This window comes from Mesorhizobium sp. M0317 (assembly GCF_040321555.1).
Taxonomy (GTDB): Bacteria; Pseudomonadota; Alphaproteobacteria; order Rhizobiales; family Rhizobiaceae; genus Mesorhizobium.
On sequence record NZ_JAMYRV010000001.1, the window covers coordinates 218,638 to 230,925 of the forward strand.

Sequence of the window (12,288 nt, forward strand, 5' to 3'; positions counted from 1 at the left end):
GGAAAACCGATGATCGAATTGCCTTTTGCGCGCGATGAGTACCAGCGGCGGCTCAAGAAGATCCGCGCCGAGATGGCGGCGCGTGGGCTGGAACTGCTGGTAGTCAACGATGTCGCCAACCAGCATTACATCACCGGCTATGACGGCTGGTCGTTCTACACGCCGCAGGTCGTGCTGGTCCCGATCGAAAACGAGGCCGAGCCGGTCTGGATCGGCCGCGCCATGGATGCGGCAGGCGGCTTGCTGACGGCCTGGATGAAGCCGGAGAATGTGGTCGGCTTCCCCGAGGACCACGTGCAGCGCGCCGATCGCCATCCGATGGACTGGATAGCGGCCTGGATCGTCGCCAAGGGCTGGGGCGCGAGACATATCGGCATCGAGCTCGAAGCCTATTATTTCTCGCCGAAGGCGCATGCCCGGCTGGTCGCCGGCCTGCCCAATGCGAAATGGCACGACGCCGATCTCCTGGTGAACTGGATCCGCGCCGTGAAATCCGCTCCAGAAATTGCCTACCTGCGCAAGGCGTCGACCTTGGCTGAAGCAGCTGTTGCGCGGGCCTTCGAAGTCATTGCGCCAGGTGTGCGCGAGTGCGATGCGATTGCCGCGATCCAGGCGACGCAGATCGCCGGCAGCGCGGACTTCGCCGGCGACATCACGGCACTGCCGCCGACCATCCTCGGCGGCGAGAATGCATCGGCTCCGCACATCATGTGGAGCGACCGGCGGTTTGGAGAGGACGAGACGATTGCGCTCGAACTTGCCGGTGTCTGCCGCCGCTATGCCGCCGGCCTCGCCCGAACGATGCAGCTCGGCAAGACGCCGGCCCGTGTCGCCGACACCGCAAAGGCGGTGATCGAAGGCATGGATGCGGTGCTCGACGCGGTCAGGCCGGGGACCACAGCCGAAGCGGTCGAGGCCGCATGGCGCAAGGTTATCCAGCGCTACGGGCTGAAGAAGGAATCGCGCATCGGCTACTCCATTGGCGTCGCCTATCCCCCGGATTGGGGCGAGCACACGATCAGCCTGCGGCCCGGCGACAAGACCGCGCTGCAACCCGGCAATGTCGTGCACTCCATTCTTGGCATGTGGATGGATGGCTGGGGCATCGAGATCAGCGAGACCATTCTGGTGACCGAGACCGGCCATGAGACGCTAACCAAATTCCCGCGAGACATCCATGTCAAATCCTGACCGGCCCGCAGCACCGGGCGGTGCCGCGACCCCGCCATCGATGCCGGAATTCTCGATCGGATGGTCGAGATCCGCGGTCATCTGCACCGCCATCCCGAATTATCGAACCGCGAGATTGGCACGCGAGCTTATCTCAGGCCGATGCTGGCCGGGCAGGGGATATCAGATCCGCGACGTCGCCCGCTACGGCCTGGCCGTCGATATTGCTCCGGGAGGCCGTCAATCGCAATGTGGCGATAAGGGTGATGCATGCCCGTGGCCATGACGCCCATGCCTCGATGGGCTTCGCAGTGGCCGTGCATGGTCTCAGCCCAGGGACAGTTTTGTCGGCACGGGTCCGCGCTTGGTGCGACCTTGGATCCGGAACCAGCGGGCAGGGCGCGGAGAAGTTGGGCAGCAACCAGCCGCCTGGCTTGACCCTACAGATACTGCTCGACCTTCTTGCCGACGGTCAGGAAGCGCAGCGGGTCGATGGCCTCGCCATTGTGGCGGACCTCGTAGTGCAGGTGCGGGCCGGTCGAGCGGCCGCTGCTGCCGGTCTTGCCGATGATGTCGCCGGCCGCGAGTTTTTGGCCGACGGCAACGTCGATCTCGCTCAGATGGCCGTAGCGCGTGGCAAAGCCGTTGCCGTGATCGACCTCGACCATGCGGCCATATCCGCCGTTCCAGCCGGCCTTGGTGACGATTCCGGCCGCGGTGACCTTGGCCGCCATGCCGACCGGCGCGCGGAAATCCATGCCCGAGTGCAGGGCAGCGGTGCCGAGGATGGGGTCGGTGCGCACGCCGAACGGGCTGGTGACGGAGTGGCCCGGCGCCGGGTTGGCGAGCGGCAGCCGCCGCGCCTCTTTCTTCAACTGGTCGAGCGTATCCAGCGCCTCGTCCAGTTCCTTGACCTTGCTGTCGAACATCATCGAGCTGTCAAGCGGGATCAGCGGTCCGCCGACATCGCTTTCGTTTTTGCCGAAATCACTGTCGACCGGCAGACCGGCCGCTTCCAGCGCCTGGGTGATGGCATCGGCGTTCTTGTAGGCGTTGTCGGCCAGGGTTTCGATGCGGGTGAGTTGCTGGCTCTCGATAGCCTTCAGTGAATCATAGATCGATACGAACAATTTGTCGGCGCGGTCCGCAGCCGTTTCGCTGGGCAGCGGATCGGAACGTGTCGACCACAGCGAGAATGGCCTGGTGTCGCCCGAACCAAGGCTGGCGACCGAAAAGGCGAGTGGCTCGCCGCCAGTCAGTTCGGCATGTTCGTCGGGTTTTGTTGTCGCTGCGGCATCAGCGGTTGGCAGCGTCCCGACTTCGTTTTCGGCCCGCTCGAGAATCGAGCCGAGGCGGCCATGGCGCTGGCTGAGCTGGCTCTGCCGCTCGATCAATTCGCTGACCTTGGTTTCCATCAGTTTTTGGTCGAGAAGCTGTCGGCTGGTGATGCGGTCGACCTGCGCGCGCAATGCGGAAATGCGATCTTCATAGGCCTGCTGCATGCGCGCCTGCCGGGCCGTGGTGGCGCCGATCAGATCGTCGCGCAGTACGAGATAGGAGGTCGCCAAGAGATAGCCGATGGCGATCGCCGCCAGTGCCGAGCCGAGAAAGGCGACGAGCCACGGCCGGATGGTGAAATGCCGTATTTCATTGCCCCGCGCAATGATGACCGTATGCGGCTCCTTGCGCCTGCCGAAGACCGCTGACTGACCGGTTAGGTTCACGGGACCAAGCTTTCGTTACGACACCAACGAAGCCCGATTACACATTATTAGGGTTAACAAAGTTTTGCCGTCGCGGGGGCGCTAGTGACCAACGGTGTCAGCCAACCGCATATATGTCTTATGCCCCTAATGCACTGCGCGGCGTTGGCCAGATCGGTGGCGCCTCAGAGCGCGCGGACCGCCTCCAGCACTGCTTCGGCATGGCCTTTCACCCGGACCTTGCGCCAGATCCCGGCGATCCGCCCGTCCTTGCCGATCAGGAACGTCGCCCGCTCGACGCCCATATAGTTGCGGCCATACATCGTCTTCTCGACCCACAGATTGTAGGCCTCGATCACCTTGCGCTCCTCGTCGGCAACCAAGTCGACGGTGAGATCGTATTTGGTTTTGAACTTGTCGTGCTTCTTCACGCTGTCCGGCGACAGGCCGATCACCACGGCGCCGGCCTTTTCGAACTCCGGCTTCAGCTGCGAAAAGCTGATCGCCTCATTGGTACAACTTGTGGTGTCGTCCTGCGGATAGAAATAAAGTACAACGGGCTTCCCCCGCATCGAGGCAAGGCTGAGTGAGCCGCCGCCGTCGCGCGGAAGATCGAATTGCGGCGCAACGTCGCCAACGTCGAGATCAGCCATATCGATGCCCTTGTTTGAGGTTACGCGGCCCTAAATCAAAGAGATAGAGCATGATGTCGTCCGAAAACCGCCTCACACTTTTCGGCATCATGCTCTAGCCTGCGTCGTTATAGTGTCGGGCGGGGATTCGTCCACGATCGAATTCGCACAACGGAAAATTGCGTGGATCAGGAAGAACCGCAGCACGAGAAAATCCGGTTCAGGCGTGACGAGATCACCGACCTGGGGGCTTTCCCGTCCGCTTGCCGCGTGCCGCCGCTCGGCAAGGCACGGATCGGCCGCGGCTTTCGCATCCTTGCCCGGCTGTTTGCCGGCATTGGAGCCCTTGTGCTGCTGGCAGCGGCCGCCGTCTACGTCATCGGCGCCACCGGCATCGGCAACGAACGGCTGCGGTTGGAAGCCGAAACGGCGATCGAGAAACTGGCCGGTTTCGACGTCAAAGTCGCCGTCGGTCCTGCCAGCCTGACACTTGACGGATCGAGCTTCATTGCGCTGCAGGTCAAGGATGTCAGCGTCGAGACGGCCGACGGCAAGCCGATGGCCGATGCCGGGCGCGTCCGCTTCGGCATCCGGCTGATCCCGCTGCTTTCGGGCGAGGTTCGGCTGACCAGCGCCAGGATTTCCGACGCCCATATCGTCACCGCGGCAATGCCGTCGGGTGGTGACTGGACAGCGCGCCTGCGCAATCAAGACGGTCTCATCGATCCGGAAAAACTGGCCGCCGCCGTCTTCAGTGACGTCAATCGTGCACTCGATGCCGTGCGCGAGGATTCGATGCGCCGCATCGATCTCAAAAATGTCGCATTCGAGCTGCCCGAGGCCGGATCGGTCAAGCTGGTCATGATCGCCAACGCGACGGTGCTGCAGTCGGGCCCCGGCAGCGTGGAGTTCTCGTCCGAGGCGGATGTCGATGGCCGCGCGCTCACCGTCACGGCCACCGCCACCCGCGATACGAGCTCGATGCGCGTCACCGCCTTGAACGCCGCCATCGACATGGCGGATGTCGCGGAGACAACGCCGGCGGCCGGCGGGCGAACCGGCGCGATTGCTTTGAAGCTCACCGGATCCGAAGGCTCGGGCGAGACCGATTCGCGGCTGACGGGCTCGCTGTCGCTAACCGGCTCGGTGCTCGACCTCGGCACACGCGGGCTGTTGCCGGCCGATGTCGATGTCGACGCCGCCCTCGTCTCCGGCTCCAACAAGATCGATGTCGGCAGGCTGGTTCTAAAGACCGGGCGCTCGGCGTTCAATTTCGCCGGCTCGATCGGGCCAAAGCCGTCGACCGGCGCGGCCGGCGAGGAGCCTTCCTATCGTTACGACCTGACCAGCGACGGCTCGACGCTGGCGCCTTCGGAATCGCCCGAGCCGGCGCTGAATTTCTTCGCTCGCATCGCCGGCGTCTATCAGGTCAAGAGCCGCAAGCTTGTCGCCGACCAGATCGGCATCAGGTCGGGATCGGGGAGCGAAGTGCTGGGAACCGCTGCGGTTTCCTTCATCGACAACGGACCGCCGGGTATCTCGGTGTCGCTCAACGTCCACGACATGGCGGTCTCGCACGTCAAGCAATTGTGGCCCTGGTTCTCGGCCAAGAACGCGCGGCTGTGGGTGCTGCAGAACCTGTTTGGCGGCCGCGTCGTCGATGCCAGCCTGCAGTTCCAGGTCGTGCCGGGGCGTCTCGGCAACGGCGTGCCGCTTTCGGCCAACGAGGTGTTCGGCCGCTTCCAGGTCGAGGGCTCGCGTTTCGACACCGCCGGCCGCATTCCGCCGATACGCGATGCCGTCGGCGTCGTTTCCTTCCACGGCAACGATGTCGACGTCGCGCTGTCCTCCGGCAGCGTCTACATGCCGAGCGGCCGCACCGTGGCGGCAAGCAATGGCACACTGTCGGTAAAGGCGGCAAACCACCCGCCGGTGATCGGCGCGCTCGACATCGACGTCGCCGGCGAGGCGCCGGCCATCGCCGAACTTGCCTCCTACGAACCGATCAACGCCATGCGCCATGTCGGCATCTTGCCGGACGACCTGTCGGGCACGGTGACCGGCCACGTCAAGGCCGACATTCCGTTGCAATCCGGCGTCGACACGTCGAAGCTCGATTGGCTGGTATCGCTCGACTACAAGGACCTGTCGCTCGCCAAGTCGTTCGAAGGCCAGATGGTGACCGATGCTGACGGCTCGATCGAAGTCGGGCCCGGCAAGGCGGTGATCTCTGCCAAGGCGCGGCTGAACGGCATTCCAGCCGAGCTCGATCTGGTTGAGCCGCTCAGGGATGGCGGGCCGCCGCGCAGCCGCAAGGTGGCGCTTGTGCTCGACGACAAGACGCGCGCCATCGCCATGCCTGGCCTGTCGCCGCTGATTTCCGGCACCATCAAGGTGGCAATCGACAAGAGCGGCGAAGGCGGCAGCCAGAACGTCGACGTTGACCTGACGAGCGCCAGGCTGGACATTCCCTGGGCAGGCTGGAGCAAGGGGCCGGGCATTGCCGCCAATGCCACTTTTACCATGACCAAGTCCGGCGATACCACGACGCTGTCCGACTTCGACCTCGACGGAAAGAGCTTTTCGGTCGAAGGCAATGTCGTCGTGGTCAAGGGCGCGCTGTCGTCGGCCCGCTTCAGCAAAGTCGCCTTGAACCGGGGCGACGATGTCGCCGTGACGGTGAAGCGGTCAGGCAAGGGCTTTGCCGTCGACGTCAGCGGCAACGCGCTCGATGCCCGCTCGCTGATCAAGCAGTTCACCTCCGATGTCGACACCGCCACCAAAACCACCGGCACGGACGCGGTTTCGGTCAGCGCCGATGTCAATTCGCTAACCGGGTTCCATGACGAGGTCCTGTCCAATTTGAAGCTCGACTACAGTGCCGCCGGCTCCAGGGTGAACAGGCTCAAGGTCAGCGCCGCGGCAAGTTCCGGCGCCGCCATCACCATCAGCAATACGGCAGGCAATGGTGCTCGCGCGCTCACCATGAAGTCGGCCGACGCAGGCGCCATATTGCGCTTCCTCAACATCTACGAGCATATGGAAGGCGGGTCGATCACGCTGGCGCTCAGCGGCGCGGCCGACGGGCCGATGCGGGGACAGGTCGATTCGAGCAACTTCTTCATCGTCAATGAACCCAAGCTCGCCTCGATCGTCTCGACCACGCCAACCGGTGACAGCCGCAGCCTGAACGAAGCGGTCAAGGGCAAGATCGACACTTCGCGGGTAAAATTCGAGCGCGGCTTTACCGAGATCGACAAGGGCAGCGGCTATTTGAAGCTGGCCAATGGCGTGCTGCGCGGCCCGCGCATCGGCACCACCTTCCAGGGCACGCTCTACGACCAGAACAACAATATGGACATGACCGGCACCTTCATGCCGGCCTATGGCCTCAATCGCATCTTTGGCGAGTTGCCGCTGGTCGGCGCGCTGCTCGGCAATGGCCGCGACCGCGGGCTGATCGGCGTCACCTACCGGCTTAAGGGCAACGCCAACAAGCCGGTGCTGGACATCAACCCGCTATCGGTGATCGCGCCGGGCATTTTCCGCTCGATCTTCGAATATCGTTGAGGATCCCAGAAGACGGCTCAGACCGGCCGCACCAGAACGTGTTTTTTCTTGCCCACTGAAAGCTTTGCGACGTTTTCCGGACTCAAATCCTGAGGCGTCACCATCCGCCGGTCGTCCGAAACCGGCTGGTCGTTGAGGCGCACGGCGCCACCCTGTATGTGACGCCTTGCCTCGCCGTTGGACCCGGCAAGGCCCGCGGTGACCAGCAGCGACAGGATGCCGATGCCAGCTTCCAGCGCCGCGCCATCCACCTCGACGCTCGGCAGGGTTTCGGCCGTCACGCCTTCCTCGAACGTCTTGCGCGCGGTTTCCTCGGCGGCGAGCGCCGCCTCGCGGCCGTGCACGATGGCCGTGGTTTCGGTGGCCAGCACCTTCTTGGCCTCGTTGATCTCCGAGCCGCCAAGGGCTGCCAGCCGCGCGATCTCCGACAGCGGCAGCCGGGTGAAGATCTTCAGGAAGCGCTCGACGTCGGCATCCTCGGTGTTGCGCCAGTACTGCCAGAAATCATAGGGCGAGAAGAGATCGCCGTTCAGCCACACCGCGCCCTTGGCCGATTTGCCCATCTTGGCGCCCGACGATGTCGTCAGCAGCGGCGTGGTCAGCGCATAAAGCTGCGGCGTGCCCATGCGGTGGCCGAGATCGACGCCGTTGATGATGTTGCCCCACTGGTCCGAACCGCCCATCTGCAGCCGGCAGTCGTGGCGGCGGCTGAGCTCGACGAAATCATAGCCCTGCAGGATCATGTAGTTGAATTCGAGGAAGGACAGCGACTGTTCGCGCTCGAGCCGCAGCCTGACACTGTCGAAGGTCAGCATCCGGTTGACCGAAAAGTGGCGGCCGACATCGCGCAGGAACTCGACGTAGTTGAGCTTCATCAGCCAGTCGGCATTGTTGACCATGATGGCGTCATTGCCGGTGTCGCCGAAGCGCAGGATGCGGCCAAAAATTCGCTTGATGCCTTCGATGTTGGTGGCGATCGCCTCGGGCGTCAAAAGGCTGCGCTGGTCGTCACGGAAGGACGGGTCGCCGATCATCGAGGTGCCGCCGCCCATCAGTGCGATCGGCCGGTGGCCGGTCTCCTGCATCCAGTAGAGCATGGTCGCCGATATCAGATTGCCGATGTGCAGGCTGGTCGCCGTGGCGTCGTAGCCGACATAGGCGGTTACGGTTTCCTTCGCGAAAAGTTGATCCAGCCCGGTCTCATCCGAAATCTGGTGGATGAAGCCGCGCTCGCTCATGACGCGCAGGAAATCGGACTTGAAGGCGGGCATTGTTTCTTCCTGAAAGCGCCGGGTCCGAACGGCCCGGCATGGCCTGAACGCGGGCGTTTAGCATCCAAGCGCGTCAAGCAAAAGTGGTTTCCGATTTTGCGCCGGCATGGACAGCCTATTCTGCACTGCCGCGCATGCTTGCTTCATCCTGTCGGCTGGCGTAATGAGGCGCCGCGCCAACGGGTTCGATCCGCTGGAACGGCACCGCACGGCATCCACCGAATGCCATATCTTGTGACAGAGCCCGACGCGATATGCCGGACGCATTGATATCCATCGTCATTCCCTGCCGCAACGAGGCGGCGAACCTGCCGCTGCTGATCGACGAGATCGAGGCGGCGATGACCGGGCGCGACTTCGAAATCATCGTTGTCAATGACGGTTCGACTGACGACACCGCTTCGGTGCTTGCCGCTGAAGCCGCCACACGTCCGTTTCCGCTTCGGCAGCTTCGGCACGAAAAATCCGCCGGCCAGTCGCTTTCGGTGCGCTCGGGCGCCTGGGCGGCGCGCGGCTCGGTAATCGCCACCATCGACGGCGACGGCCAGAACGACCCGCAATATATCCCCGTGCTGGTCGATGCGCTGCGTCGGGCAGGGCCCGATTTCGGCGCCGCGCAGGGGCAGCGGTTGAAGCGCCGCGACAGCAAGATCAAGCAATTGGCATCGCGTTTCGCCAACTGGCTGCGCGGCGCGATCCTGCATGACGACACCCGCGACACTGGCTGCGGCTTGAAGGCGATCCACACCGATATCTTGCGCAAACTGCCGTTTTTCGACGGTACGCATCGTTTCGTTCCGGCGCTTGTCATCCAGGAAGGCTACCGCGTCGTCCGTTGCGACGTCGTCGACCGCTCCCGCCGCCACGGCAAGTCGAATTACGGCATCTTCGATCGCGGCCTGCAGGGCGCGCTCGATCTCGCCGGCGTCTGGTGGCTTCGGCGCCGGCGCCGCAGAATGCCAAAGGTAGAGGAAATCACGCATGGCTAACGTGTTTCAGGAATTGGCGACCTGGCTGCACCAGGTTTTCGTCAAGCAGTTCGACGCCTGGGTTCTGCTCGGCTTCGTTGCCCAGTTCTTCTTCACCATGCGCTTCTTGGTGCAGTGGATCGCTTCGGAAAAGGCCAAGCGCAGCGTCGTGCCGATCGCTTTCTGGTTCTTCTCGCTGTTCGGCGGCGGGCTGCTGCTCGTCTACGCCATCCAGCGTGAGGATCCGGTGTTCATCGCCGGCCAGGCCATGGGCATGGTGATCTACGTCAGAAATTTATGGCTCATCGCCAATGAGCGCAAGGCGGCGATGACCAAGGTCGACTGAGCCACCAGTCCCGCCAAATTCAGTCTGTCCGGTGTCGAAATGAGCAGGAACTACATCTTTCTCTTCCTGTTCAGCCTGATGATGACGTCGTCGGGACTGGCCTCTATGCCGCCGCTCGACCGCGACGAGCCGCGCTTCGTCCAGGCGACCAAGCAGATGACGGAGACCGGCGACTATGTCGACATCCGCTTCCAGGACGCGTCGCGCTACCAGAAGCCGATCGGCATCTACTGGCTGCAATCGGCCGCGGTGACGCTGAGCGGCGAGGGGGCACAGGCGCCGATCTGGATCTACCGGCTGGTCTCGGCGCTGGGCATCGCCATCGCCGTCGTCGCAATCGCCTGGACCGGGGCCAATCTGTTCGGCGCCAATGCCGGTCTTGCCGCCGGCCTCGTCATGGCGGCGATTTTCGCCACCGCCTTCGAAGGCCGTGACGCCAAGACCGACGCGATGCTGCTTGCCTGCTGCGTTCTGGCGCAAGGCGCGCTGGCGAAGATTTATCTGGCATCGCGCCGCAACGAGCCTGTCGCCGGCCATCTGCCGTGGATTTTCTGGGCTGCGCAGGGCGCAGCTATCCTCATCAAGGGGCCGATTGCACCGCTGCTGTCGGCGCTGACGGTGCTCACGCTGGTTGCTTTCGAGCGCGACTGCCGCTGGCTGGCGAGGCTGAAAGCCGGGCGTGGGCTGATTCTGGTGCTGTTGATCGTGCTGCCTTGGCTCGCCCTCATCACCTGGAAGAGCAACGGCGCCTTCCTGCAGCAGGCCGTCGGCAAGGATATGCTCGGCAAGGTCGCGCAAGGCGAGGAGTCGCACGGCGTTCCGCCGGGCTTCTACGTGCTGACCTATTGCCTGTTCATGTGGCCGTTCGGCCTTGTGGCGCTCGGCGCCGGACTGCAGGCGCTCAACCGATTGCGCGACGATCCGCGCCTGCGTTTCTGCCTCGCCTGGTACGTTCCGTTCTGGCTCGTCTTCGAATTGATCCCGACGAAACTGCCGCATTATGTGCTGCCGGCCTATCCCGGCATGGCCCTGCTCATCGGCTGGCTTTTGACGCTGACGCCGCAAGAGGCAAATGCGCCGCTCAGGCGCTGGCAGACATGGCTGTGGTGGGCGACCGCATTCGGCACCGTTCTGGTGACAGTCGGTCTCGCCGTGCTTTGCGTCGGTGCGCCGATCTATCTCATGAAGACATTGTTATGGTGGAGCGTTCCGGCCGCCGCGGCAGCATTGGGCGCCGGCTACCTCGCTGTTTCGCGCCAGGCGCTGGTGCCGCTGGTCCGCATCGGCGGGGCTGCGGTTTGCGCCGGTATAACCTACGCCCTGCTGTTCGGTGTCATCGTGCCGTCACTGAAACCGATTTGGATGAGCCGGGAAATCGAGGCTGCGGTTCGCGCCGATCGTCCCTGTGAGATGAGCGTGCTCGCCTCCGCGCAATATCACGAACCGAGCCTGGTATTTCTGGTGGGCACAAAGACGGTACTGACCGATGTCGACGGGGTTGCGCAACATCTGCTTGGCGATCCGGCCTGCGCGCTGGGCCTGGCGCCGGTCGGTGATGAAAAACGGCTGGATGACCTGCTGGCGGGGCAAGGCAAGAAGGCCAGCCGCGTCGCTGAAATCGACGGCATCAACTATTCGTCAGGTGATAAACTGTCGCTCGGCCTGTACCGTGTGGCGAACTGATACCTCTTCAATGATGGCGCCGAGCTCCGCATGTTGATGAAGTCGCCAAAGCCGGCGCGTGCCGCTTTGCCTGCCATGCTCCGGCAGTCTGTCGCTAATTTCCGTGATACTTTCGGGATTGTACGGCATCGCCTGGCGACGCGCCCGGCGCGCTACCCGAAAATCCTGTGGTCGGTCTGGGTCGTGGCCTGGCTTTTGCTGACGATCGCGGTGTCGCTCCGTTTCGACCATCTTGCAGGGACCATGGCGAGGCAGTGGGCTTCAGGCTCGACCAATGTCTTTCGCATCGCCGAGTTTTTTACCTTCTTCGGCCTCGGCGGCTGGTATCTTGTCCCGTCGGTACTGGTGCTGATTGCCGCGAATCTGACGGATTGGCGCAGCCTTTCCCGGCGCGCGCGGATGACCTTCTACAACTGGACCTGCTTTGCCTTCATGGTGCTGGGTTCGATCGGGCTCTCGGCCATGGTCGTCAACGCGCTGAAATATGGCGTGGGCAGAGCCAGGCCAATGAATTTCGACAAGCTCGGCGATCTGTCGCTGCATCCTTTTTCCATGGAGGCGCGCTTTGCCAGCTTCCCGTCCGGCCATGCCACGACCATGGGTGTCATTTTCGGCATTGCGCTGCTGTTGTTGCCCCAGCGCAGATGGGTGCTGCTGGCTGCAACCTTGTCGGTCGCATCGACCCGGATCTTTATCGGCGCGCACTATCCGAGCGACACTGTCGCCGGCTTCGGCCTTGGCTGTGCTGTTGCCATCGTCTGCGCGATGGTGCTTGGCCGGCTGGGATGTATCTTCCGCTACACGGCGTCGGGGTTGCCGGTGGCAAAAACTACGTTCCGCCTATTCCGTCGGGCTCGCAAACCAAACCAAAACGATGCGCCGAGACAGACGAATTTCGGCATTGGAGCAGCGCCGGCAAGCAACTGAATTGCTGACGCCTTTGGA

General features: G+C 63.3%; 9 protein-coding genes. 6 read left to right on the plus strand and 3 right to left on the minus strand.

The features are described from left to right. The first annotated feature begins 9 nt into the window (after window positions 1-9). A complete protein-coding gene (locus NKI88_RS01120) occupies window positions 10-1,191 on the plus strand; it encodes a M24 family metallopeptidase (protein ID WP_023743156.1) in 1,182 nt (393 codons plus the stop codon). A 419-nt stretch (window positions 1,192-1,610) separates the two neighbouring features. On the opposite strand, the gene NKI88_RS01125 is transcribed toward NKI88_RS01120, so the two are convergent. Then, a complete protein-coding gene (locus tag NKI88_RS01125) occupies window positions 1,611-2,894 on the minus strand; it encodes a peptidoglycan DD-metalloendopeptidase family protein (protein ID WP_352653550.1) in 1,284 nt (427 codons plus the stop codon). 164 nt (window positions 2,895-3,058) lie between these two features. Further along, window positions 3,059-3,526, minus strand: coding sequence for a peroxiredoxin (locus tag NKI88_RS01130; protein ID WP_023697549.1), 468 nt, complete (start codon window positions 3,524-3,526; stop codon window positions 3,059-3,061). A 162-nt stretch (window positions 3,527-3,688) separates the two neighbouring features. On the opposite strand from NKI88_RS01130, the gene NKI88_RS01135 reads away from it, so the two are divergent. Continuing rightward, window positions 3,689-7,075, plus strand: coding sequence for a YhdP family protein (locus tag NKI88_RS01135; RefSeq protein WP_352653551.1), 3,387 nt, complete (start codon window positions 3,689-3,691; stop codon window positions 7,073-7,075). Window positions 7,076-7,092: 17 nt separating this feature from the next. Here NKI88_RS01135 and tyrS read toward each other — a convergent pair whose 3' ends face one another. Next, window positions 7,093-8,346 (minus strand): tyrosine--tRNA ligase, encoded by a 1,254-nt coding sequence (gene tyrS / locus NKI88_RS01140; RefSeq protein WP_352653552.1) that lies wholly within the window; start codon window positions 8,344-8,346, stop codon window positions 7,093-7,095. 254 nt (window positions 8,347-8,600) lie between these two features. On the opposite strand from tyrS, the gene NKI88_RS01145 reads away from it, so the two are divergent. From NKI88_RS01145 to NKI88_RS01160, 4 genes are read left to right on the plus strand one after another with little or no spacing between them, the layout of a single operon-like run. After that, window positions 8,601-9,335, plus strand: coding sequence for a glycosyltransferase family 2 protein (locus NKI88_RS01145; protein ID WP_352653553.1), 735 nt, complete (start codon window positions 8,601-8,603; stop codon window positions 9,333-9,335). Next, a complete protein-coding gene (locus NKI88_RS01150; RefSeq protein WP_023669132.1) occupies window positions 9,328-9,660 on the plus strand; it encodes a lipid-A-disaccharide synthase N-terminal domain-containing protein in 333 nt (110 codons plus the stop codon). Before NKI88_RS01145 ends, NKI88_RS01150 begins: the two co-directional genes overlap by 8 nt. A 39-nt stretch (window positions 9,661-9,699) precedes the next feature. After that, on the plus strand, window positions 9,700-11,343 hold the full coding sequence (locus tag NKI88_RS01155; protein WP_352653554.1) for an ArnT family glycosyltransferase: 1,644 nt from the start codon (window positions 9,700-9,702) through the stop codon (window positions 11,341-11,343). Window positions 11,344-11,373: 30 nt separating this feature from the next. Beyond that, window positions 11,374-12,270 carry a phosphatase PAP2 family protein gene (locus NKI88_RS01160; protein WP_352653555.1) on the plus strand — a complete coding sequence of 299 codons (897 nt, stop codon included), beginning with the start codon at window positions 11,374-11,376 and terminating at the stop codon, window positions 12,268-12,270. Window positions 12,271-12,288 lie beyond the last annotated feature (18 nt).

Excerpts from the sequence above, each read along its gene's own strand:
- NKI88_RS01120 (WP_023743156.1), top strand. The coding sequence starts at position 10 with ATGATCGAATTGCCTTTTGCGCGCGATGAGTACCAGCGGCGGCTCAAG.
- NKI88_RS01130 (WP_023697549.1), bottom strand. The coding sequence starts at position 3,526 with ATGGCTGATCTCGACGTTGGCGACGTTGCGCCGCAATTCGATCTTCCG.
- tyrS (WP_352653552.1), bottom strand. The coding sequence starts at position 8,346 with ATGCCCGCCTTCAAGTCCGATTTCCTGCGCGTCATGAGCGAGCGCGGC.
- NKI88_RS01145 (WP_352653553.1), top strand. The coding sequence starts at position 8,601 with ATGCCGGACGCATTGATATCCATCGTCATTCCCTGCCGCAACGAGGCG.
- NKI88_RS01150 (WP_023669132.1), top strand. The coding sequence starts at position 9,328 with ATGGCTAACGTGTTTCAGGAATTGGCGACCTGGCTGCACCAGGTTTTC.
- NKI88_RS01155 (WP_352653554.1), top strand. The coding sequence starts at position 9,700 with ATGAGCAGGAACTACATCTTTCTCTTCCTGTTCAGCCTGATGATGACG.
- NKI88_RS01160 (WP_352653555.1), top strand. The coding sequence starts at position 11,374 with ATGTTGATGAAGTCGCCAAAGCCGGCGCGTGCCGCTTTGCCTGCCATG.